This window comes from Telmatocola sphagniphila (assembly GCF_018398935.1).
Taxonomy (GTDB): domain Bacteria; phylum Planctomycetota; class Planctomycetia; order Gemmatales; family Gemmataceae; genus Telmatocola; species Telmatocola sphagniphila.
The window spans coordinates 4,484,451-4,505,141 of the sequence record NZ_CP074694.1 but is presented as its reverse complement, the minus strand read 5'-3'; the positions used below and the strand labels follow the sequence as shown (position 1 = coordinate 4,505,141).

The following is a 20,691-nucleotide window of genomic DNA, read 5'->3' as shown; positions in this document are numbered from 1 at the left end:
GGTTCGGCCAAGCTGGAGTTGGGCGTTTTGACTTGAAAAGCTTAAGCGTTGGATTGAAGCCTTTGCCAAGGTTGTCCCGGGGCTGTGCGGTGCGCCTCCCATCCTACCGGCAAGTCCGTAATCTCTGAGAGTGTTGGGTCGAGAGCGATCAAGTCCGGCTTGGCCACACAAACAGGCGACCGGCCAGACAGGTTCAGTCCATCGTACATTTGCCATCCACCGAGTCCGCCTCCCACTCCTTCATCTCGGATTACCACTAATACGGGATTCTTCCCCGAGGCGACCTCGGCTACGGTCGTCACCGCAATATCGAGAGGATCATCCCATGTTCGGACGGACATCTTGTGATCGGCTCGACCGAAAAGAGAACTAATAAGGCGAAAGAGTCCCATGGCAAATTCCTATTTTTTAAATCGAAAGGTATGCTTCAAACTCTATAATAAACTAAATTTTATCATCTAGATTAGAACTCGTTTGGAGCTTGTCCAGTCGTTGAAAGTGCGGATAATCGGCGTCACTAATAGAATAGAGACAATGAATCCACCGAAAATGAGTAGCGCCGGCATCGGCAAAGGACGGGTCGAAGCCCTGGCCGATGGAATATTCGCCATCGCGATGACCTTGCTGATTCTCGATGTTAAAGTTCCGGCCTTGTTGCCCGATCAGATCGATCAGCTTCCTAATCGCCTTCTGCAACTTTGGCCCAAGATGGCTTCCTTTGTAATCAGCTTTTTGATCTGCGGCGTCTATTGGGTCGGCCACCATGCCCTTCTGCACTATGTTCGTCGATCCGACCGCACTTTCATGTGGCTGAATATTGCTTTCTTTCTGGTGATATCAGCTATCCCGTTTTCAGCGGCATTGATCGGCGAGTATCCCCAGCAACCGACAGCGATTCGCGTCTATTGCGGTAACCTGATTCTTGCAGGAGTCGTTCTATTTGGGCAGTTGCGGTACGCAGCCGGACGAGGGCAGTTATACGATCAGGACATTGACGCGCGATTCATTACAAGCGCCGGTCGACGCATACTGATGGGGCCAGCGGTCTATCTTGTCGCATCCTTGCTGGCTAGCGTATCGCCGATAACGAGTCTTATCCTGTGTGGCGCGGCGCCGGTGCTTTACCTGCTACCCGGACAAGTGGATCAGTACTGGAAGAACGGTCATCGTACGACCATCCAAGAAGATTCCTTGGTGAAGTGAGAGGGTGGCGACATTAAGCGCAGATCATCAAGTTGCTGTGGTCCTTCGGCGGTAAGAGTTTTCGACAATGAGCGAACCGGGAAGCGGTCGAATGAACTGGCCGTTCACCTTGGCTTCGATCCACTTCTCACGGTCATCTGTTTCGTTGTCTTCGATCAGCCGGTATTCCGAAGAGGGAGTCACCGTCAACGGCACAGGAAGAACGAGTACCTTTGAACTTGGGTGAATGTCATACTTTTGACAAAGTTCCAACCAACTTATCGCCTCATCGAGTTCAAGTTTCAGTTGGAGACCATCTTGCTGTTTTTCGGGATCGCCAAGATCTTGAAGAATGACTTCCGACCTCCACGATCTCAATTTCGACAGCACAGTCGTGAAAACGGGATCGTTCATGGATTTGCTCACCTTGTCGAATTGTCGGCTACTCGCCGATGACCTTGACCAGCATCCGCTTTGATCTCTGGCCGTCGAACTCACTCAGTAGCTCGCTATCTCATCCGGTTTGACTGAGAGATGCTTGGCAAGAGATACCAGTGTCGTTTTCTGGATGCGCGTTACCTTTCCCTGCTCGATTCGAGCGACCGTCTTCGCGGCCACATCAGGTTCGAAGTCCTCCCGGCGAAGCCCTCGCTGCTTGCGGAGCCTACGAAGAGAAGCCCCGAACGAGCGATCTTCCTGCAAACGCTTTTTCGAAATCTCTCGGCGATAGAGCGGGTCGTATTCGTAAAGCAGGGAATCCACCGCCGCTTCGTAGTTTCCAAGCTTCACTGTCTGACCGCAATCAATCACGGATAAGGCTTTGAAGTCTGGCTTCGTTCCGTCTCCCGAGTTCTCAAAAGCGGAGAAGGGCACGGTCAGCGATAGCAGGTTCCCCCGCCAAAGAGTGATGGTTTGCTGAGCCTCATTTACGAAACCCCCGATCAGCAGGTTCTCGCGATTATCTGCTTCCAGGACTTCCGCCAGTTCTTCAGCGGGAAGGAATTTCCCATCAACGGCGAATGCTATTCGACGAAACAGGGAAGAAAGCACCGGAATTGTTTTCAGGTCGATCTCATGGAGAAACAATCCCAACCCTAGCGAGGCTGGGGTAGGAGAAGCGCGTTTGATGAGTGCCTCCGTCAAATTACTTTCGTAGCTGACCCAAATCGAATCCTTCGACGAGTGGGTAACGGAGTCAAGCAGTCCCGACACGGACGAGACAACCTCAGGATGCAAGCCCGCAAACGCGGCCGCACGCTTCGGACGACGATCAAGCAAAATCATGGTTCGTTTAGCTGGCTTCACTTTAATATTCATCGCTTGTATCCCTTCACTCTGTTGAACTGGTCTTGCGCGAGGGATTGCGATTTGCTATCACTTCGTCATGGCTTCTGCGATTCCAACTTCGACGGAAACTCCCGTTCTCGATCCCGCTTTCCTTTTAGCGTTCCGAAGCGGAAAGCTGACGTCGGAACAAGCTCGGGAATTCGTTCATCGAGATCCCCTGGAATTGCAGTTTCTGTTACTCCAACTGAGCGTCGCGGTCGCTGCAGGCACGATACCTCTGGGGCCAAACACGCCCTCGGGATCCATCGCTCCCTACTTAAAGCCGAATGCGAATCCCAAGAAAAAGAAGGGAAAAGCCGGCCCCAAGCCTGGACACGACGGTCATTATCGCCCAATTCCCACCCGCATCGATAAACGCCAGACCCACCAACTGGAGGTCTGTCCCTGCTGCCAGGGAGCTCTGCAACGCACCGACCGCCAACGCCTAAGGATCATCGAAGATATTCCCGACGATTTGCACGCTCAGACGACCGAACACACGATTCATCGCGACTGGTGCCCCAAGTGTAAAAAACAGGTCGAGCCGGTAGTTCCCGACGCTCTGCCAGGCTGTCAGCTGGGCCATCGAACTACGGTCCTGTCGGCCTGGCTGCACTACGGACTGGGTACCACGACGAGTCAGATCCTGGAGGTCTTCAACGGCCACCTTCAGATGAAACTCAGCGTGGGCGGCTTGACCGAAATCTGGCACCGTCTGGCCGAGGTACTCGAACCCTGGTACGAGCAGATTCACCGCGAATGCCTTTTGGCCGGCGTCCTGCACGCCGATGAGACCGGCTGGCGAACCGAAGGAGTGACGTCCTGGCTGTGGTGTTTTGCGCGGGACGATGCGACCTATTATCGGATTCACCCCCAGCGGGGTCACGAGGCCTTGAAGGTCTTCTTCACGGAAGCCTTCCAGGGCGTTCTGGTCAGCGACTTCTGGAAAGCGTACGACATCGTGACCCAGAAGCGTCAGAAGTGTTGGCCTCACTTGTTGCGGGATTTGACGGCCGTCGATGAAGGCTCTGAAAACGGCGAGGATTGGCCAGAATTCTGCAAGAAACTGTGGCGGATTTACGCCGATGCTGTGCGTTTGGAGGCGGGTATCGAAGAGTTGCAACAGAGAGCTACGACAGCCGATTGCTGCGGCTTAAGACGCGGATCACCGATTTGGCGGTGCGACCGTGGACGAACCGCCACGCCCGGAGATTGGCCAAGCGTTTGTTCGATTACGGCGACGATCTATTAACGTTTCTGGAAATAGAGGGAGTGCCCAAGAGCAACAATAAGGGGGAGCGAGAAATCCGACCGGGCGTGATGATGCGGAAAGTCAGTTTCGGCAGTTACAGCCAGCAGGGGGCTCGGACGCGAAGCATTCTGATGAGCATTTATCGCACCCTGAAGTTACGAGAGCAAGATCCTTTAAAGGAAACCGAATCGGCCCTCCACACCTACATGCTCACGGGAGTGCTCCCACCGCTACCGGTGAAGCTCAGTTCAGGAGGGTGAAGGGGTACCATCGCTTTAGTCTGCATTCTCATCATCAGAAACGGGATTATGCGGGTACATCTTGTCCCACACATCGCAAAGTTCCTGCCAGTTCGCCTCATCCCGGATTAGTTCGATCAACTCTTTGGGAATTTCCGAAGGATCGGGAGAATCGTCCATGAATTCCGCCGTACGCAAATCGATACGCCAGGATTTTGTGCCTCGAATAATGGTGAAGTGCGGCGGCTCGCGATTTTCCTTGTCCCGGATCTTCACCTTCCAACGGGCACTTTTGAGGGCCGCTGTCAACAGTAAGGACTAGGCCATTGGTAGCGACCATCAAGCTGATACATCGTTCCTTCCTAGCCTCCCTATCACTCCTGTCATTCAAAATTATGTCCTTTTCCTGTAATAATCAATACAGGACATTTATATTGTCTGCGCTTGAAGATCAGAAATTCCCTCGTTCGATTGATTCCGAAGCCAAATCGGCCCAATCATGATTCCCGAATTCTTGAAAAGATCACGATCTCCCAAACGAATTGATAAGGAAGTCCGTACTCATCCTAAAGGGGCTTAGACTTAACCTTCTACTCCCCCATAAATCGTAGCGGCACCCGCAGCAGATCGTCAAATTGCTGCGGTCCTTTTCCGCCTTCGATTGATCCAAATTCTACAATGTCATGTGCAATAGACCTTTGCTTCACAAACCGGACAAATTGCATGTTTTGCGATACTTCTGACCAACGATCCGCACTCGGTACATTGACCTGTCTGGCAAATCGGGCAGTCCTTTGACCATCCATCTGAATCGTTAATAGGATTGGGCATTGCGAGAAAAACCGTGTCTCGTTCTTCACCCGGCACCTTGCTTGTATTCGCCAAGACAAAGTGGCCACGCTCACCATCAATTTCGGATGTGTCCCGATTGGACGCAGCCTCGTAGAAGAAGTCGACAAATTGCTTGTCCGTCATCGACGACAGCCAAGCCAAAACGCTATCTCGATTCATGAATCACTCCCCGATGACCTTCACCAGCACCCGCTTCGGGCGGTGGCCGTCGAACTCGCCGTAGAAAATCTGCTCCCACGGCCCAAAGTCGAGTTTTCCCTTCGTGATGGCGACCACGACCTCCCGGCCCATGATCTGCCGCTTCAAGTGGGCATCGGCGTTGTCCTCGCCCGTGCGGTTGTGGTGGTAAACGTTCGGGTCTGGGTCGAAAGGGGCTAATTGCTCCAGCCATTTGCCAAAATCCTGATGCAGACCCGGTTCGTCGTCATTAATAAAGACGCTGGCCGTGATGTGCATGGCATTGCAAAGCGCCAATCCTTCCTGAACTCCGCTCTTGCGGACGGCTTCGGCCACCTGAGGCGTGATGTTCAGAAAGGCCACCTTAGTAGGAGTGTTAAACGTCAGGTATTCGGTATGCGATTTCATCGGCTCACTCGAAAGCAGCTCTTCACTTCAGAAAAATTTCGAATCGATGTAGTACGGTTATATATCAGTTCCTAGGCAGCAAACGGAAGCGCGAGCTTGACTTCGTTTCCATTTTAATTGAGTTCTTCTGAATCTTCCAACCCAGGGTCGATATCCACTACTTTGGATGAATCTCAAATCATGAGCCAGCCGAATCCGAAAGTCGACTTTTATTTCGACAAACCTTCTCCCTGGCAGGAGGCCTACCGGGAGTTACGAAAGATCGCACTCCGCTGCGATTTAGCCGAAGAATTGAAGTGGGGTAACGCTTGCTATCAATTCGAAGGGAAAAACATCATGCTCATTCACGGATTCAAAGAGTATTGCGCCTTCCTTTTCTTCAAGGGAGCTTTGTTGAAAGACCCGCAAGGCATTCTGATTCAACAAACCAAGACCGTGCAGGCGCCGCGTCAGATCCGTTTCACTTCCACAGCCCAGATCAAAAAACTCAGCAAAGTTTTGCAGACTTACATTCTCGAAGCGATTGCCGTGGAACAGGCCGGCCTGAAAGTTCAATTGAAGAAGACTTCGGAATTTGAAGTGCCGGAAGAATTGCGGAGAGCCTTTAAAACCGATGCCAAATTCGACGAGGCATTTCACTCGCTGACTCCGGGCCGGCAGCGCGCCTATCTACTTTTTTTCGCCGCCGCCAAGCAGGCCAAAACCCGCGAAGCGCGAATCGAGAAATACCGAGAGAAGATTCTTTCTGGCAGAGGCATGGATGATTGAACCTCCCTGAAGACAGCAGGTATTTCAATCCTGCTATATTCAATATCGGATTTCTGTTGGTCGATTCTATTACACTGTATAGTGTAATAGTGGATCAGGTAGACTCAACATGAAATCGAAAAAGCCGGTTACGGACGAAGAAAATTGCTGCCTTCAGCCGCCGCTGAAGAACCGGCCTCTTCTCTCACCCATTCAGGCGGGTGGTTTGGCGTCGGTATTTAAAACGTTATCGAACGACACTCGCTTGCGCATTCTGCATGCATTGGTACGAGCCGATGAACTCTGCGTAACGGACCTTGGCCGGGCACTGGGAATGAAACCGCAGGCGGTATCGAATCAACTGCAGCGGCTCTCCGATCTCGGAATTCTGAGCTCCCGGCGCGATGGCAACAGCATCTATTATCGGGTAGTCGATCTTTGCGTGAAATCGCTTTTGGACCAGGGGCTTTGCCTGATGGAAGAAGTCCGAGAGCGAGATCGACTACGGACCATCTCCTAGGAAGTATGACAAATATGCGGAAACTCACCGCTGAGATGCTCGGTACATACGCCCTGGTGTTTGCAGGAACCGGGGCAATTATTGTCAATGATGTGAGCGGGGGGGCCGTCTCTCCTATTGGTATTGCCTTGACTTTCGGTCTGATCGTTTTAGCCATGATTTATGCAGTGGGTGAGGTTTCCGGGGCGCACTTGAACCCGGCAGTAACGATTGGCTTTTTCGCCGCAAAGCGAATCTCGGGATATCAGGTTACTGGGTACATCATTAGCCAGTGTGCGGGAGCCATCCTTGCCAGCTGCACGCTGCAAATTTTGTTTCCTATGCATGGCTCACTCGGTGCGACTCTTCCTGCCGGGACGCCCATTCAATCCTTCCTGCTAGAAACAATCCTGACGTTTCTGCTGATGTTTGTGATTTTGAGCGTTCCCTGTCATTCCAGAGAGAATCGACATCTGGCTCCACTAGTGGTCGGAGCGGTAATTACACTGGAGGCCCTTTTCGCTGGTCCGGTTTCTGGCGCATCCATGAACCCGGCCCGATCACTTGCCCCAGCAGTGGTTTCATTACATTTCGAAAGTTTATGGATTTATCTTACTGCTCCGGTCCTCGGGGCCAGTGCCAGCGTACTCGCCTGCCGGTGCGTGCAGGAATCCGATTGTTGCCGGCCGGTTATGAGTAAAAAGGAGACCTGCATATGAAGCGCGTTATCTTCGTCTGCATCGAAAATAGCAATCGCAGCCAGATGGCTCAGGCCTTCGCCCGCATCCATGGTGCGGGTAAAATAGAAGCTTATAGCGCTGGTTCTCGTCCTTCGGGACGAATCAATCCCAAAGCCATCGACGCCATGAAATTGCTCGGCTACGATTTGACTTCACATTCCTCGAAAGGATTGGACGAATTCATTGGCCAGGAATTCGACGCGGCCGTAACCATGGGATGTGGCGATGAATGTCCACGCGTGATAACAAACAAAAGAATCGAATGGCAGATACCCGATCCGAGGGATATGACTCCTGATCAATTTTTGGAAGTCCGAACGCTCATTGAGGTTAAAGTCAAAGAACTAATCGATTCAATTTAGAGTGATCTATTCATGCCGAAAGAGAGTAAGGCTTCCCAAGCGCTGGATATCGACAACTACATAGCGATTTTCCCAGGCAATGTTCAGGCGATTCTGAAAAAGATTCGTCAGACCATCCGGCAAGCGGCTCCGGAAGCGAAGGAAATGATCAGCTATCGGATGCCCGCTTTCAAGCAGAATGGAATTCTTGTCTACTTCGCGGCCTGGGAAAACCATATCGGTCTCTATCCACCGATTTCCGGCAACAAAACTATCGAGAAATGCCTCGCCCGTTATAGGGGGCCAAAGGGGAATCTTCAGTTTCCCCTGAATGAGCCTATACCTTACGAGCTGATCGAAAAGATCGTGAGACTACGAGTCCGGCAAGATACCGAAAAAACCGCCGCTCAGCGAAAGAAACGGCCTAAAGCCGAATAAGGCCTGCGCTGAAGGGCAAATCGAAAAATCCGTTTCCCACCCAGTCTCGTCTAAAAAACAGCGACAACCTTTAAAAGAACCTTACGGCCGAGGCTGCTATGTACCTGCGCATTATTGCATTTGCTCTGACTGCTCTCCTGATTGGAATTACCCCGGTTCACGCTGGGAATATCTATCAGGTGACCAGCCAGGAAGGGGATAAAACGGTAACTTACGAGGTCCGCTTCGGAGGCGGTAAGATCATGGATCAGTACACGGCTTTCGATCCCGAAACGAAAAAATTCGTTTACTTGCAGTGGAAGCGAAGCGAAGCAAAACCGACGCCGGTCATGAAAGTCTGGGACCACCATACAGGAGAGACGATTTCTCTTTACAAATTCCCCGACGTTCAGAATCCGCTGCCGGTGATCCCTAGTATTGAGGCCATGAAAGTTTGCCCGCTCACCGGCGATAAAAATTTCAAAGCCAAGCTGCATATCATCGTCGACTGAGTATTCGATATCATTCCTGCCGCGTCAAAAGCACCGAAGCCGAGAGCCCGGCGAATCTGATCGAAGTAGGAAAAATAGCAACAGATTCACCGTGCTAACCGGTGAGAATTCCGCTTGACGAGCCATTTAATTGCGTATACAAATATATGCTGGGAGTTATGAGTAAACCGGTCACTACTATTGAGACAATCGCCACCCATTGCATTGCTGGGCGGCTGCGCCTCCTCAATCGCGTGATTACCAATCTGTACGACGATGCCCTTCGACCATTAGGTGTGAAACTGAGCCAGGGCAACGTACTGGCGGTTACCGCGAAACTCGGGATTGCACGACCGGCCCAGGTTTGTGAAATCCTTGAACTCGACACCTCCACCCTCAGTCGGACCGTGGAACGCATGGTGGAAAATGGCTGGCTGGAAATCCTGCCGGACGAAGATGGCCGGTCTCACCCGTTCCGTTTGACCGAGGAAGGTCGGCGACTCATGGAAAAAGCCATCCCCGCCTGGGAGAAAGCTCAGGCCGAAGCGAAAAAACTGCTCGGAGGCCAGGGCCTGCAGATGCTCGAGAGTGCCATCGAGCGGGTTAAGAAAAACCTGGGTTAAAATTTTTTCGCCAATTAATTGCATATACAAATATTGGAGACGACATGGTCGCCAGATCGCTACCCGTGCTTCAGCAAGATGCGAACACTCGGAAGATCGATGCCGGGCGCTTGCGGCAATTCGCTTTGGACAGTGGAGCGGACGACGCCGGTGTAGTAGAGATCGGCGATCCGGAATTGGAGGATCAGCGAGCCGACATTCTGAAGTTTTACCCGAAAACGAAATCGCTCCTTTCGATTGTCTGTCGGATGAATCGGGAACCGATCCGCAATCCAGCCCGATCGGTGGCGAATCTGGAATTTCACACTACTGGCGAAGAAGTCAACGATGTCTGCCGGGCGATCGTAAAGACTCTCGAAAGCCAAGGTATTCCCGCGATTAACTCTCCGATGGGATTTCCGATGGAATCCGACAAGTGGACGGAGAAGATGTGGGTAGTCTCCCACAAGCCGGTGGCAGTCGCGGCCGGTCTGGGGCGAATGGGAATTCACCGCAACGTGATTCATCCGAAATTCGGCAACTTCATTTTGTTGGGCACGGTCCTCATCGGGGAAGAAGCGACCGAGTACAACCAACCGATTGACTACAATCCCTGCCTCTCCTGCAAGCTCTGCGTCGCGGCCTGCCCGGTCGGAGCGATTTCACCCGATGGACAGTTCGATCTGGCTTCCTGTTACACGCACAATTATCGGGAATTCATGGGTGGCTTCGGCGACTGGGTGGAACAGATCGCGGATTCCAAAAATGGTCTCGATTTGCGCAAGAAAGTTGCTCGCGAGGAAACCGTGTCGATGTGGCAGAGTCTCGCCTTCGGGCCCAACTACAAAGCGGCCTACTGTCTGTCCGTATGCCCCGCCGGGGAGGAGGTCATTGGGCCGTTTCAAGCGGATCGCAAAGGTTTCCTGGAAGAGATAGTGAAACCACTGCAGGAAAAAGAAGAGACCATTTACGTGGTGCCGAAGTCGGATGCGGACGATTACGTTCGGAGGCGATTTCCACACAAAAAAGTGAAGCATGTGCGCGGCAGTCTGCTGCCAAGAAGTATCCCGGGTTTCTTAACAGGAATCCAACGCACTTTTCAACGCGGCCAGTCCGCTGGTTTGAATGCCGTTTATCATTTCACTTTTACGGGTAAGGAAAATGTCAAAGCGACCGTCGTTATCCAGGAAAAGACTCTGCGGGTGGCGGACGGTCACGAAGGAACTGCCGATCTCCGAATGACCGCGGATAGTGAAACCTGGCTGGGATTCCTGGCGAAAGAACGCGGACTCCTTCGAGCTTTGCTAACGCGGAAGATTCGGATCAAGGGCTCGCCGAAGTTGCTGGTTGCCTTCGGGAAATGTTTCCCAAATTGATAGAAGCGCGGGCTATTTAATCTCTTAGAAAATTACGGCAGAGTAACAGGAATTTAAAATTCGACGTAAAGTCGCCCTAGATCTGCCCTGAATTTCCTAGTATCGAACACTACTCCTCTCTCTGATAGAATTAACTTTCGACTTCACATATAAAGGCTTTTCGTACTTCGAACGGCCACTTGCATGAGGGATTTTGCCCTTCCCAAACCGAAACGATAGGGCCATGACCACACCGGATACCACGGCCCTGCGGAAACAAATCGACGACCTCTACCGGAGCGAGTCGCGACGAGTCTACGCTTCGCTGGTCCGACTCCTCAACGATTTTGATCTGGCCGATGAAGCGATGCACGAGGCCTTTGCCTCCGCCCTGGAGAATTGGCCGGGTACAGGTATCCCCGAAAATCCCCGGGCCTGGTTGATTTCCACTGGCCGGTTCAAGGCCATCGATGCCATCCGACGACAATCTCGCTGGAAAAATCTGCAACCGGCCTTTGCCGCCCGCATGGACGATCTCGCGGCCGAGAATGCGATCCGGGCCAGTGCGGAGATCGAAGACGATCGATTGCGACTGATTTTCACTTGCTGTCATCCGGCCATCGATCCCGATATTCAAGTGCCTCTGACGTTGCGCGAAGTGTGCGGACTGACGACCGAAGAAATCGCCCGCGCATTTCTCACCACCAAGACCACGATGGCCCAGCGAATCGTGCGCGGTAAAGCCAAAATTCGCGAGGAAGAAATCCCATACGAAGTTCCCTCACTCGCCGATCTGCCGTCGCGCCTCGATGCGGTTCTGGCAGCTATCTATCTCGTCTTCAACGAAGGTTACTCAGCCTCCCAGGGTAAATCTTTACTTCGAGTCGATCTCACGGCCGAGGCCATCCGACTGGGAAGGCTGCTCCAGGATCTGCTCCCCGATCCGGAAGTCCAAGGCCTGCTCGCTCTGATGCTGCTGCACGAATCGCGGCGGGAAGCTCGCGTTTCCTCGGATGGGGAGATCATTCTTCTCGATCAACAGGACCGCTCGCGCTGGGATCAGAAGCGGATTTCTGAAGGTCGAGAATTGGTCGAACAGGCGCTCCGTTCTAAAAGATTTGGTGTTTACACGCTACAAGCGGCGATTTCCGCCATTCATGCACAATCGGCTTCTGTGGCGGAAACCGATTGGAATCAAATCGTTCTGCTCTACACGTTTTTGTTGCAAATCGACCCTTCACCCGTGGTCGAATTAAACAGGGCGGCCGCTGTCGCGATGCGCGATGGACCGGAAGCCGGTTTGAGGCTGATAGAAGACATCCTCCAGAGCGGCCAATTAGAAAATTATCACCTGGCCCACTCGGCCCGTGGTGAATTACTCCGCCGCTTAGGTAAAAATCCGGAAGCCCTCCTGGCCTATCAGCGTGCATTCGAACTGGCTCGCCAGGAGCCTGAACGGAGATTCCTGGAGAAAAAGATTCGGGAATTGCAGGACCCAAAATAAATCCTTCGAAAATCGCAAAATCTGTCGATTTCTAACCGACCCATTCGATTAAGTGCTGATTGTCTGGCTTAAAGGAAATCCAGACAAGTCTTCAAACGTTCTCCTGAAAGGCCAGGTGTATGAAATACGTCTGTTTAGGTTTCTATGATGAAGCCCGGTTTGCTCAAATTCCTCCGGAAGAAGCCCAGAAAATGATAGAGGATTGCTTTGCCTACGACGATGAACTTCGCCGAGGCGGGCACTTTCTGGGAGGGGAAGCCCTGGATTCCGCCCGCAATGCCGTGACGCTTCGTTCGAAAGGAGGCCAGGTGGAAGTGACCGATGGTCCCTATGTGGAAACCAAGGAAACTCTCGGCGGTATTCTGCTTCTGGAAGCCCGCGATCTGAATCACGCCATCGCTCTGATGTCTCGACATCCGGGTGTAAAAATGGGGCCCTTTGAAATCCGCCCCGCTAACGAAATGGTCAACACACTTATCGCCCAGAGAAGTTCGGCAGTCGCAGAGGAGAAACGCAAATGAAAGTAATGGTAATTATCAAGGCCAGCAAAGAGTCCGAAGCTGGCGTAATGCCCAGCGAACAATTGCTGACGGAAATGGGCAAATTCAACGAAGAATTGGTCAAGGCCGGCATTATGCTCGATGGACAGGGCTTGCAGCCGAGTTCGAAGGGGGCTCGGGTGCTATTCTCCGGTAGGGAACGTACTGTCAAAGATGGTCCATTTGCCGAGACCAAGGAGTTAATTGCTGGCTTCTGGCTCTGGAAAGTGAAATCATTGCAGGAGGCCATTGACTGGGTGAAGCGCTGTCCGAATCCGATGAGCGGCGAATCGGAAATCGAAATCCGGCCGATCTTTTCCCCCGAGGATTTTGGCGACGCCTTAACCCCGGAGTTACGTGAACAGGAAGAACGGTTGCGAACAGAAGTTGCTGCCAGAACCAAAAAATAATCGACCATCCTGACAAAAACAAAAAACGCTATCGCGATCATCCGCGATAGCGTTGGGTTCGTTTTTAAGCAACACAAGCAGGAACTTGTTACCCCAGCGTATTCAATCCAACGCCTTCGGGGCTCTGAAACTCTTGCTATAGAAACCCGATCTATCGAAGCAGCAGACCCGGCGCTTCCCCGAAGAAAGCATATCGCAGGCATTTTTCACTCGCCGGGTTCTCGTCTCCGGTCTTTTAGCAGAGGTAATCCAATGAATCCAATCTCGCCGGGCAATCGGGGTGATATCGGCCCAGACATCTCGAGCTTTCGGATCTGCCATCAGGCCTTTGTGTAAATCCTCCGGAATCTCCAGTTCCGGTTCTTGATCCAAGGGCTTAATTTCGAGTGTTACCTCATCCCCCACTTCCATCCTGGCGGCTTTACGTAATTTTTGATCCACCTTCAACCAGTGGCTTTTCTGGCCATCCGGCTCCAACGTCGCCTGAAACGGATAGCCGTTGATCTTGCCCTCCACGCTAGTCTGGCTGCGCGAAGGCAATTTCGCACTGACCTTGCCCGGCAGAATCAGAAAGCTCCAGGTCTGGTCCGTCCCGGGCTCAGCTGGGCGAAGAAGTTTAGCCTGGAAAATGATTCTGGAAATGTCTTTCTTCATGGATCCCAAGTTCGCGGTTCTGGCATCTAGAGAATTTAAGGGGTCGTCCCTTGGCCAGTGATCCTGCCAATTGTCGACCCTAATTATTTTAATCTAAAAGCCAAAAAATTCTAAGCGGATTTAGTTCGCCTTCCGACCTCCAAATCCTTCCGCGAACTTTCCTAAGAAGAAGCCCCAACCCTTCTCGTGATTACGACCCGACTCATCATCCGGCAGATTCTCGTGGCGAAGTTTCATCAGAGTATCCTCTCCCTGTTGTTGAAACGTCACAGTCACCAGCGATTCCCTACCGTGTGTATGAGGCGAGACCCAGGTATATTGGATCTTAGCGGGCCGCTCCACCAGAGTGAAACGGCCGTAATGCGGGGTATGCTTATCTGATTCGCCGACGTACAACCAGTAAAACAAGCCGTCCACCTTCGGATCCAGAACGAACTTGGCCGCCAGGTTCCAAGGCGTGCCCGGGCATTTCGGGTCCAACCAACCGTCGTACACCTCTTCGGGTGTTGCAGGAATGGAACGCGTCAGTTCCAGATCAATCGTCTTCATTTTTTCTTTCATGCTTCTTTTTCCTTTGGGTTTTGAAAAACTCTTCGAATTCATCCAGACGTTCGGTCCAGAATTTCTCGTATTCGTGCACCCAACCGGCCACCAGTCGCAACGGCTCCGGTCGGAGGGAAATAAAGACCTCGCGTCCTTGTTTTTCTCGTGCGATCAGTCCCGCCCGTTCGAGAAGTTTCAAATGCTTCGTAATCGCATTGAGCGACAAATCGAAAGGTTTCGCGATATCGGTAAATCGGGCCGGACCGGTGGTCAATCGCTGGAGCATCGTCCGTCGGGACGGATGCGAGATGGCCGTGAGAACATTCGATAGCTGATCCATAGTTTTTCACTTCGGGCAAAGGGCCATGCTGCACTGCTTAGATATTACACCTTAAGGTGTAATATAGCAAGAGAATTTTGGAAATGGTCGCACGACGAGGAAAATGCATCTAGGTGAGCGAGATATTTTGGCGAGGGTATTTCGAATCCAAACTCGCTTCATTTCCCCATCGGCGGTATCGTCCAGAAGGGCTGGCCGCGATCTCGCTCGGCCCAGGGACCGGAGATAAAGGGAAACGCAATTCCGGGAAGAACTTGAATATCAAAGAGTTCGTCGACACCCGTTTGAAATTCCAAAAAAGCCACTTGGAGTCCGGAATTCAAATCGATCACAGAAAGGCCACACAATAGTTTTTCTCGATCTGCCACAATCGGCACTCCCTCCAGACTTGGTCGGGCTTTCGATAGTCCGATGAAGGCGTAGCCCGCATGAATCGCCAACCCGCGTGCTATCCCCGGTAGAGAACTGACGGTGGCGATGCGCCCCGTGGTGAGGTCCAGGTAATCGAGAGTGCCAGAACCGGATTGCAGGAAATAAAGACGCTCTCCCAGTACGCGCGGCGAATGCGGGAGCGACAATCCGCGAGCAACGATTTGCCCAGTCGGGATAGCAACGATGCACCCGCTGTAGGCTTTGGCCGGCCGCCAGCCTTGAGCGGCATCGCTTTCGGCGAGGGCCGTGACATATCGAGGTTGGCCAGCGGCGATCGCCAAACCATTCAGATGACAGCGATCTTCGGGAGCATAGGCCGTGATGAACGGCGGCCGCCAGCGCGGCGCAAAACTGTAGTAAGGGTGTAAGGCGCTGATGCAGGAAAATCGCGTATTGACGACGCAGAATTCCTCTCCAATCCAGGCCGCTTCATGAGCCTGAATATCGCCGGTGAAATGCGATGTTCGCGCCAGGAAGCAAGCGTCGTAAAGACCACTCGGCTCGAGCTTGGCGGCGATATCGGGAACGGAACGAAGAAACCAGACTTCGCTTCGGGTGCAAACGGCTATAGTTCCTTCTTTGACGGCTATTCCCATAGCTCGATCGAATTGATGGAACGTTATCACCAGCTTTCCCGCGCTCGCGCAGACGGCGACCAAATGTCCGGTTTGATAAGTCGAAAGCAGCAATGTCAGACGAAGTGAGGCTAATAGTGGGGGCAGGCTATCGGAATGTTTGCAACGCACATCCCGCTGCTCGGGCGCTGGCTGAGAATAGACGGCCATCAAAACACCCCTTTTGAACTTAAATTGACCGATCGTCGATAAAGATTAGATCGATTCTGCAAATCTTCGAGTGGAATCTCAAATTTCAATATCCGAAGGAGCGGGCTTCCGCTCGAAATTCCTCACAGCTTTCAGGGCAGAACACGATCTTCTAATTATTTCACGAACTCTTTGGGAACACCAATTCGCGCACTAGGCTCTCTGTTAATCGAAGAGGCAATTCTCCAATTTTTCGAGCGGAGAATCTAGCCTGGATCGCCCGAGTACAATGAGTTGGCTTCTCCCAACATTTCGATTGTCTGAGCTGCATCCTGCCCAACGGTTTTTACAAAAAAGGGGCGACCATGCTGGGACTCTCACGCATCCTTGAACTCTCGAAAAGGACAGGCTTCCGACGAGCAACGGCCTTCGATTGGCTGAATTGGGATCAAACGAAACTCCAATCCAAAAAGCGCGGCCTGACCTTCGAAGAATTGGAAGGAAGAATCGTCCCCACGCTGCTCGGCCAGCAATTGTTTCCGACCGACTATCCGTGGAACCAGAATATCAGCAACGCTCCGGTCGCCGCCAATTCCGCAGCCATCATTTCGCACATCGGCACGAATATCGGCATTCACCCCGATTGGGGACAGGATAGCTCCAGCAACGGCGCCAGCCCCCTTTATGGAATTCCGTTAAATGTGGTGCACGGGAACACAACTGCAAAAATCAACGTAATTATCGACAACTATCCGGGGGAAAGCGATATTCTCCCCGTGCCGATACCGGCTAACGCAGTCCTGGAAGGCGACTTCCAGAACGGGCCCAACACTGCAGGCGGCGGCTACAACACCGGGCAGCGCGGCGATTCGCACTTAATCATCTGGGATGAAGACAATAACATCGCTTACGAACTCTACGGCGTGACCCGGCCCTCCGACGCAACTTTGTTCCCCAACACCAGCGGCACGGAATTACCGCACTCCGATAATCAGTGGCACGCGGCTCAGGAAACTGTCTGGAACATGAACACCAACACCTTCCGTCAGCTCGGAGATACCTCGGCAGATGCGGCCGGGTTGTCGATTCTTGCCGGTCTAGCTCGGCCCGATGAAGGATTACCTGTTTCGCAAGGTGGCCAGGGAGCAATCGATCATGCACTCCGCTTTACACTACCCTCCGGAGATGTTGCGCCACAGTATATTTATCCCGCCTCGCACATGGTCAGTACTTCCACTGGTTCCACCAAGCTGCCTTTAGGATCCCGGCTGCGACTCCAGAATACACCTGCCGTGAATGCGATTATCAGCACGCTCGGTCCCGAGGCTCAGATCATTGCACATGCCCTGCAGCAGTATGGGCTGGTCCTCGCAGATATCGGCAGTGCAATGTACGTCAGTGGTTCTTCTGCAGCAGTTAACGCCAATAACGCGATTTCGTTAACCTGGAATATGAATGATGTGCTCGGCCTGAGCGCTTTGAAAGCCAGTGATTTCGATGTCGTGAATTTGACGCCGGTCGTTAGCGGACTGAGTTCCACCAGTGGCTCGGCGGGTAATACCCTGACGATTACCGGACAGAATTTTTCCGGCTCAGCGGGACATCTCGCTGTATTCTTTGGCAGCACGGCCGCCACTTCGGTTACGTTGGTCGACGATTCGCATATCGCAGTCGTCGTTCCCGCGGGAAGCGGTAGCGTGAACGTAACGGTCCAATCGGGGGTCAAGGAAACCGACCCGAATAATCCCAGCGATAATGTGAACAATCCGATCTTCGGTTACGGTACCTCGGCGCTTTCGAGTGCCGATCAATTCACATTTTCCTCCAGCTCACCCACCGTGAGCAGTACGAATTCGCTGGTAAGTCTGGCCGCCTCCAATCTGGCATCTGGCAGCACCGACCTGGTGACCATCACTGTTAAGGATACTTCGAACAATCCTATCTCCGGCCTCAGCAACAGTGCCTTCAGTTTCAGTATGTCTGGTGGTACCAGTGCCGGAACTTTCGGAACGGTCTCGGCCACTTCCACGGCCGGCGTCTACACGGTAGTTTTAACCGGCACTACGGCGGGCACAGCCAGCAACCTTCAAGTTTCCGTCAACGGCGTTGTGCTTTCGACCAAGCCAAGTGTTACGGTGAATCCTGGTCCAGTCAGCGCCAGCAATTCAAGTGACAGCTTCGCCGCTTCCAGTGTCACTACTGGAAATACCGATCTGCTGACCATCGTCGTAAAAGATGCGGCCGGCAATGCGATAACTGGCCTACTCAATAGTGCGTTTGGTTTCAGCCTCTCGGGAGGAACCAGCGACGGAACGTTTGGAACGGTTAGCGAAAGTTCGACGCGTGGTACCTACTCGGTTCAATTCACCGGTGGTACTATCGGCACGGCCAGCACGCTCGCCCTCACGGTTAGCGGAGTGATTCTCAACTCAAAACCGACGATTACGGTTACCTCGGGATCGAATGGCAATCAAACTCCCACGATCAATCCGATTGTAACTCAGAATGTGGCGGATGGATCGACACTCTCGCTGACCGTAACCGCATCCGCCACGGCTAATCCACCCATTACCTACGGCCTGGGCGCCAATGCTCCGGCCGGCGCAAACATCAATCCGCAGACCGGGCTGTTCACCTGGCAACCCTCCGAATGGAACGGCATTGAGCCGGGTTCTTTCACCGTGACCGTCACGGCGGCGCTTACGAATAACACTTCTCTATCGAGTACTGCCTCTTTTACTGTCAATGTTGGCGCAAGCTCGACGATCCAAGGAAGGGGAAGTACTTCCCGAAATCTGGTCGAGCTGGGTCTGGTGCAGAGCGCGGAGTATTACTCCAACTTTATCACAGCCGCTTACCAGAAATATCTCGGCCGCTCTCCCGATAAATCGGGTCTAGCCAACTGGATTAGCCAGATGCAGCATGGACTGACGGATGAGCAACTGGAAGCGAATTTTATAGGCTCCCCCGAATATATCGCAAATCACGGCGGCGCCGGTGCGGGTTGGATCAAGGGAATGTATGTCGATCTGCTGGGTCGATCTCCTTCCGCCAGCGAGGTGCAAGGTTGGGTAAATCAGCTGAACGCCGGGGTCTCCACGACTCAGATTGCATACGGGTTCGCTGCTAGCCAGGAACGAGAGTCGCAGCGAATTGTGGCCGACTATCAGACTTATTTGGGTCGATCACCGAGTCAGGCCGAGATCAACATGTGGATCAACGATTTCCTGCACGGTACGACCAATGAGCAGGTGATTGCGGGTTTCGTCAGTTCCAACGAGTACTTCCAGATGCACAGCAGTAATATCGTCGATTGGCTGTTTGCCGCGTTCCGGGCCAGCCTCCAACGGGCGCCCAAAACGAGTGAGTATCAATCGCTCATACCTCAATTGCAGTAACTCGAAAACATCGAGACCGAAGATGGTTTCGAGACTTTTGAACGTGGAGTCCTGCGGAAAACTTCGACGGTCGAAAAAAGCCGCCGGGAGCTTCAGGCTTTAAACTCCCGAGACCGTTTTCTATTGAGAATAAAAATCACCCACTCCGGAAATCGTTCGAGGAAGTCGGCTGGTAAAGCATGAGTCGAGACGCGCGGATAGAGTTTGTACAGGACCTCGGCCTTGGCGTTCACTAGCCACTCGTTATCCTTCTTCACCAGCGAAAGGTTTTCCCGGTTTTCCAAGGCGCCGCACGATATGACAAAACGGCGTGAAGCTAGTAACGGCGATACTTGGATCGATTGCAGGTGCGAAGCCGCCCTGGGAGATAACACAATCGATCCGGCGAACTCCTCGGGATAGCGTGCGGCGAGTTCCAACCCGACCTGCCCACCTTGAGAAAAGCCCAAAGTGATGATCTTGCCTTTCTCAATTGTCACCTGATCGCTAGCTACGGCCAGAGCCTCTCGAATACGGTCGGAATCCTTGTCTATATCTTCCGCCCAGGCGAACGTATTGGGACCGCGTGGCTTGGTGCCGCTGATCCCGATCAACGCCACATTAAGCTGATCCGCATATTTTTGGAATGCTTCAGTGAGAAGATCGCTCGGACTCGAATCCAGTCCGTGCATCCAGATGACTGCGGGGATAGCTACCGACTTGGTATAACCTCGCGGAAGTAACAATATCGTTTTGAAACTATCGGCCTTTTCGAAGTAGTTGTTACATTCCTGGATGTAACTCAGCACCTGATTCCAACGCACATCCTCCCGAAGAGTTTCGAGATCTTCATCGCGTTCCGCATGCTTAGCGTCCACCCCTTCCTCGATCGCCGCTTTTTGTAGCCAGTAAAAGGCAGGCTCGATTTGTTTTGTAATGGCTAGATAGCAGGCCATAGCATATTGGCCCTTCTGGGTTTTCCGAACATACCAGTATTGGGCGATGGCCGCTAATTCATATTTTCCTTTCTCGGCGGCGAATTTGGCCGTGGCAATGAGCAGATCCGTCTCCATACTTCGCAAGATGTAACCGTTCACGGCACCCGGCAATTCGGGAGGCACAGCCAGTTTAAAAGGAGCGACTGGCTTGCTTACTTTTTGTGCGGTCGCATCGGTGGAATTGTTTTTCAATGGGGCAGTGTTCGCAGACCCGAGGCTCGAGTCGCAGCCCGCTCCGACGAATAGCAACGGTAAAAGCAAATAGGGGTAGGCACGGGCTGAGATCATCGATTGTTCCTAACAGAGCCAAACAGATCCTGTGTTATTCCGTATTTGGGATTTCAGAAATGAGGTCCCATTTGGGCTATTCCGAATGAATCAGAGAGAACTCCTATCTATCGCTATTTAGTACACAAAAAAAGAATGGAGAGAGAGGCGGGTAGTTTTTTATCTCTTTCAGAGGATGGTGAGTCAGTTTAGTTCGTGGATATTTTTAAAGTCC

Annotated in this window: 26 protein-coding genes; 15 read left to right on the top strand and 11 right to left on the bottom strand. The window is 52.5% G+C overall.

The features are described from left to right. Positions 1-41: 41 nt before the first annotated feature. The gene (locus tag KIH39_RS18055; RefSeq protein WP_213494630.1) at positions 42-341 is read right to left on the bottom strand and encodes a hypothetical protein; all 300 of its coding nucleotides are present in this window, start codon (positions 339-341) and stop codon (positions 42-44) included. Between the two features lie 193 nt (positions 342-534). Between KIH39_RS18055 and KIH39_RS18050 the strand changes: the two genes are divergently transcribed. Next, positions 535-1,203 carry a TMEM175 family protein gene (locus tag KIH39_RS18050; RefSeq protein ID WP_213494629.1) on the top strand — a complete coding sequence of 223 codons (669 nt, stop codon included), beginning with the start codon at positions 535-537 and terminating at the stop codon, positions 1,201-1,203. A 27-nt stretch (positions 1,204-1,230) separates the two neighbouring features. On the opposite strand, the gene KIH39_RS18045 is transcribed toward KIH39_RS18050, so the two are convergent. Continuing rightward, positions 1,231-1,596 (bottom strand): hypothetical protein, encoded by a 366-nt coding sequence (locus KIH39_RS18045; RefSeq protein ID WP_213494628.1) that lies wholly within the window; start codon positions 1,594-1,596, stop codon positions 1,231-1,233. A gap of 84 nt (positions 1,597-1,680) precedes the next feature. After that, complete coding sequence (locus KIH39_RS18040; RefSeq protein WP_213494627.1) at positions 1,681-2,499, bottom strand: helix-turn-helix domain-containing protein; 819 nt, start codon at positions 2,497-2,499, stop codon at positions 1,681-1,683. Between the two features lie 67 nt (positions 2,500-2,566). Between KIH39_RS18040 and tnpC the strand changes: the two genes are divergently transcribed. After that, on the top strand, positions 2,567-3,760 hold the full coding sequence (gene tnpC / locus KIH39_RS18035; RefSeq protein WP_213494626.1) for an IS66 family transposase: 1,194 nt from the start codon (positions 2,567-2,569) through the stop codon (positions 3,758-3,760). Next, positions 3,721-4,020, top strand: a complete 300-nt coding sequence (locus tag KIH39_RS18030; protein ID WP_246539331.1) for an IS66 family transposase — start codon at positions 3,721-3,723, stop codon at positions 4,018-4,020. The genes tnpC and KIH39_RS18030 overlap by 40 nt, the downstream gene beginning before the upstream one ends. A 15-nt stretch (positions 4,021-4,035) precedes the next feature. Here KIH39_RS18030 and KIH39_RS18025 read toward each other — a convergent pair whose 3' ends face one another. From KIH39_RS18025 to KIH39_RS18015, 3 genes are all read right to left on the bottom strand, one after another. Further along, a complete protein-coding gene (locus KIH39_RS18025) occupies positions 4,036-4,308 on the bottom strand; it encodes a hypothetical protein (RefSeq protein ID WP_213494624.1) in 273 nt (90 codons plus the stop codon). Positions 4,309-4,680: 372 nt separating this feature from the next. Next, positions 4,681-5,010: a hypothetical protein gene (locus KIH39_RS18020; protein WP_213494623.1), complete on the bottom strand. Its 330-nt coding sequence runs from the start codon at positions 5,008-5,010 to the stop codon at positions 4,681-4,683. 3 nt (positions 5,011-5,013) lie between these two features. Then, complete coding sequence (locus KIH39_RS18015) at positions 5,014-5,436, bottom strand: secondary thiamine-phosphate synthase enzyme YjbQ (RefSeq protein ID WP_213494622.1); 423 nt, start codon at positions 5,434-5,436, stop codon at positions 5,014-5,016. 180 nt (positions 5,437-5,616) lie between these two features. Here KIH39_RS18015 and KIH39_RS18010 point away from each other — a divergent pair, with 180 nt between their 5' ends. The 11 genes from KIH39_RS18010 (at position 5,617) to KIH39_RS17960 (ending at position 13,081) form a co-directional block, all read left to right on the top strand. Further along, a complete protein-coding gene (locus KIH39_RS18010; protein WP_213494621.1) occupies positions 5,617-6,204 on the top strand; it encodes a YdeI/OmpD-associated family protein in 588 nt (195 codons plus the stop codon). Positions 6,205-6,313: 109 nt separating this feature from the next. Beyond that, positions 6,314-6,703 (top strand): ArsR/SmtB family transcription factor, encoded by a 390-nt coding sequence (locus KIH39_RS18005; protein ID WP_213494620.1) that lies wholly within the window; start codon positions 6,314-6,316, stop codon positions 6,701-6,703. A gap of 14 nt (positions 6,704-6,717) precedes the next feature. Continuing rightward, positions 6,718-7,401 carry an MIP/aquaporin family protein gene (locus KIH39_RS18000; RefSeq protein WP_246539330.1) on the top strand — a complete coding sequence of 228 codons (684 nt, stop codon included), beginning with the start codon at positions 6,718-6,720 and terminating at the stop codon, positions 7,399-7,401. After that, positions 7,398-7,784: an arsenate reductase ArsC gene (locus KIH39_RS17995; protein WP_213494618.1), complete on the top strand. Its 387-nt coding sequence runs from the start codon at positions 7,398-7,400 to the stop codon at positions 7,782-7,784. Before KIH39_RS18000 ends, KIH39_RS17995 begins: the two co-directional genes overlap by 4 nt. Before the next feature lie 12 nt (positions 7,785-7,796). Further along, positions 7,797-8,201 (top strand): iron chaperone, encoded by a 405-nt coding sequence (locus tag KIH39_RS17990; protein WP_213494617.1) that lies wholly within the window; start codon positions 7,797-7,799, stop codon positions 8,199-8,201. A 98-nt stretch (positions 8,202-8,299) separates the two neighbouring features. Beyond that, on the top strand, positions 8,300-8,692 hold the full coding sequence (locus tag KIH39_RS17985; RefSeq protein WP_213494616.1) for a hypothetical protein: 393 nt from the start codon (positions 8,300-8,302) through the stop codon (positions 8,690-8,692). Between the two features lie 158 nt (positions 8,693-8,850). Next, positions 8,851-9,294, top strand: coding sequence for a MarR family winged helix-turn-helix transcriptional regulator (locus tag KIH39_RS17980; protein ID WP_213494615.1), 444 nt, complete (start codon positions 8,851-8,853; stop codon positions 9,292-9,294). Positions 9,295-9,338: 44 nt separating this feature from the next. Further along, positions 9,339-10,649 (top strand): SCP2 sterol-binding domain-containing protein, encoded by a 1,311-nt coding sequence (locus tag KIH39_RS17975; RefSeq protein WP_213494614.1) that lies wholly within the window; start codon positions 9,339-9,341, stop codon positions 10,647-10,649. A 223-nt stretch (positions 10,650-10,872) separates the two neighbouring features. Continuing rightward, a complete protein-coding gene (locus KIH39_RS17970) occupies positions 10,873-12,132 on the top strand; it encodes an RNA polymerase sigma factor (protein ID WP_213494613.1) in 1,260 nt (419 codons plus the stop codon). Between the two features lie 119 nt (positions 12,133-12,251). After that, positions 12,252-12,653 (top strand): YciI family protein, encoded by a 402-nt coding sequence (locus KIH39_RS17965; RefSeq protein ID WP_213494612.1) that lies wholly within the window; start codon positions 12,252-12,254, stop codon positions 12,651-12,653. Next, complete coding sequence (locus KIH39_RS17960; protein ID WP_213494611.1) at positions 12,650-13,081, top strand: YciI family protein; 432 nt, start codon at positions 12,650-12,652, stop codon at positions 13,079-13,081. The genes KIH39_RS17965 and KIH39_RS17960 overlap by 4 nt, the downstream gene beginning before the upstream one ends. 102 nt (positions 13,082-13,183) lie before the next feature. Here KIH39_RS17960 and KIH39_RS17955 read toward each other — a convergent pair whose 3' ends face one another. The 4 genes from KIH39_RS17955 to KIH39_RS17940 all read right to left on the bottom strand — a co-directional run bounded on the left by KIH39_RS17955 (position 13,184) and on the right by KIH39_RS17940 (position 15,835). Further along, entirely contained in the window at positions 13,184-13,735 is a 552-nt protein-coding gene (locus KIH39_RS17955; RefSeq protein WP_213494610.1) for a YdeI/OmpD-associated family protein, read from the bottom strand. A gap of 120 nt (positions 13,736-13,855) precedes the next feature. After that, entirely contained in the window at positions 13,856-14,296 is a 441-nt protein-coding gene (locus KIH39_RS17950; RefSeq protein ID WP_213494609.1) for an SRPBCC family protein, read from the bottom strand. Then, positions 14,271-14,618: an ArsR/SmtB family transcription factor gene (locus tag KIH39_RS17945; RefSeq protein ID WP_213494608.1), complete on the bottom strand. Its 348-nt coding sequence runs from the start codon at positions 14,616-14,618 to the stop codon at positions 14,271-14,273. Before KIH39_RS17945 ends, KIH39_RS17950 begins: the two co-directional genes overlap by 26 nt. A 158-nt stretch (positions 14,619-14,776) precedes the next feature. Continuing rightward, the gene (locus KIH39_RS17940) at positions 14,777-15,835 is read right to left on the bottom strand and encodes a TIGR03032 family protein (RefSeq protein WP_213494607.1); all 1,059 of its coding nucleotides are present in this window, start codon (positions 15,833-15,835) and stop codon (positions 14,777-14,779) included. Positions 15,836-16,179: 344 nt separating this feature from the next. Here KIH39_RS17940 and KIH39_RS17935 point away from each other — a divergent pair, with 344 nt between their 5' ends. Then, positions 16,180-19,212 carry a DUF4214 domain-containing protein gene (locus tag KIH39_RS17935; protein WP_213494606.1) on the top strand — a complete coding sequence of 1,011 codons (3,033 nt, stop codon included), beginning with the start codon at positions 16,180-16,182 and terminating at the stop codon, positions 19,210-19,212. Between the two features lie 92 nt (positions 19,213-19,304). Here the strand turns inward: KIH39_RS17935 and KIH39_RS17930 are convergent, their stop codons facing one another. After that, the gene (locus KIH39_RS17930) at positions 19,305-20,477 is read right to left on the bottom strand and encodes an alpha/beta hydrolase (RefSeq protein WP_213494605.1); all 1,173 of its coding nucleotides are present in this window, start codon (positions 20,475-20,477) and stop codon (positions 19,305-19,307) included. Between the last annotated feature and the right edge of the window lie 214 nt (positions 20,478-20,691).

Excerpts from the sequence above, each read along its gene's own strand:
- KIH39_RS18010 (WP_213494621.1), top strand. The coding sequence starts at position 5,617 with ATGAGCCAGCCGAATCCGAAAGTCGACTTTTATTTCGACAAACCTTCT.
- KIH39_RS18015 (WP_213494622.1), bottom strand. The coding sequence starts at position 5,436 with ATGAAATCGCATACCGAATACCTGACGTTTAACACTCCTACTAAGGTG.
- KIH39_RS17940 (WP_213494607.1), bottom strand. The coding sequence starts at position 15,835 with ATGGCCGTCTATTCTCAGCCAGCGCCCGAGCAGCGGGATGTGCGTTGC.
- KIH39_RS18000 (WP_246539330.1), top strand. The coding sequence starts at position 6,718 with ATGCGGAAACTCACCGCTGAGATGCTCGGTACATACGCCCTGGTGTTT.
- KIH39_RS17995 (WP_213494618.1), top strand. The coding sequence starts at position 7,398 with ATGAAGCGCGTTATCTTCGTCTGCATCGAAAATAGCAATCGCAGCCAG.
- KIH39_RS17935 (WP_213494606.1), top strand. The coding sequence starts at position 16,180 with ATGCTGGGACTCTCACGCATCCTTGAACTCTCGAAAAGGACAGGCTTC.
- KIH39_RS17945 (WP_213494608.1), bottom strand. The coding sequence starts at position 14,618 with ATGGATCAGCTATCGAATGTTCTCACGGCCATCTCGCATCCGTCCCGA.
- KIH39_RS17985 (WP_213494616.1), top strand. The coding sequence starts at position 8,300 with ATGTACCTGCGCATTATTGCATTTGCTCTGACTGCTCTCCTGATTGGA.
- KIH39_RS18005 (WP_213494620.1), top strand. The coding sequence starts at position 6,314 with ATGAAATCGAAAAAGCCGGTTACGGACGAAGAAAATTGCTGCCTTCAG.
- KIH39_RS17960 (WP_213494611.1), top strand. The coding sequence starts at position 12,650 with ATGAAAGTAATGGTAATTATCAAGGCCAGCAAAGAGTCCGAAGCTGGC.
- KIH39_RS17990 (WP_213494617.1), top strand. The coding sequence starts at position 7,797 with ATGCCGAAAGAGAGTAAGGCTTCCCAAGCGCTGGATATCGACAACTAC.
- KIH39_RS17930 (WP_213494605.1), bottom strand. The coding sequence starts at position 20,477 with ATGATCTCAGCCCGTGCCTACCCCTATTTGCTTTTACCGTTGCTATTC.
- KIH39_RS18050 (WP_213494629.1), top strand. The coding sequence starts at position 535 with ATGAATCCACCGAAAATGAGTAGCGCCGGCATCGGCAAAGGACGGGTC.
- KIH39_RS18055 (WP_213494630.1), bottom strand. The coding sequence starts at position 341 with ATGTCCGTCCGAACATGGGATGATCCTCTCGATATTGCGGTGACGACC.
- KIH39_RS18020 (WP_213494623.1), bottom strand. The coding sequence starts at position 5,010 with ATGAATCGAGATAGCGTTTTGGCTTGGCTGTCGTCGATGACGGACAAG.
- KIH39_RS17975 (WP_213494614.1), top strand. The coding sequence starts at position 9,339 with ATGGTCGCCAGATCGCTACCCGTGCTTCAGCAAGATGCGAACACTCGG.
- KIH39_RS17970 (WP_213494613.1), top strand. The coding sequence starts at position 10,873 with ATGACCACACCGGATACCACGGCCCTGCGGAAACAAATCGACGACCTC.
- tnpC (WP_213494626.1), top strand. The coding sequence starts at position 2,567 with ATGGCTTCTGCGATTCCAACTTCGACGGAAACTCCCGTTCTCGATCCC.
- KIH39_RS18040 (WP_213494627.1), bottom strand. The coding sequence starts at position 2,499 with ATGAATATTAAAGTGAAGCCAGCTAAACGAACCATGATTTTGCTTGAT.
- KIH39_RS17965 (WP_213494612.1), top strand. The coding sequence starts at position 12,252 with ATGAAATACGTCTGTTTAGGTTTCTATGATGAAGCCCGGTTTGCTCAA.
- KIH39_RS17955 (WP_213494610.1), bottom strand. The coding sequence starts at position 13,735 with ATGAAGAAAGACATTTCCAGAATCATTTTCCAGGCTAAACTTCTTCGC.
- KIH39_RS17950 (WP_213494609.1), bottom strand. The coding sequence starts at position 14,296 with ATGAAAGAAAAAATGAAGACGATTGATCTGGAACTGACGCGTTCCATT.
- KIH39_RS18045 (WP_213494628.1), bottom strand. The coding sequence starts at position 1,596 with ATGAACGATCCCGTTTTCACGACTGTGCTGTCGAAATTGAGATCGTGG.
- KIH39_RS17980 (WP_213494615.1), top strand. The coding sequence starts at position 8,851 with ATGAGTAAACCGGTCACTACTATTGAGACAATCGCCACCCATTGCATT.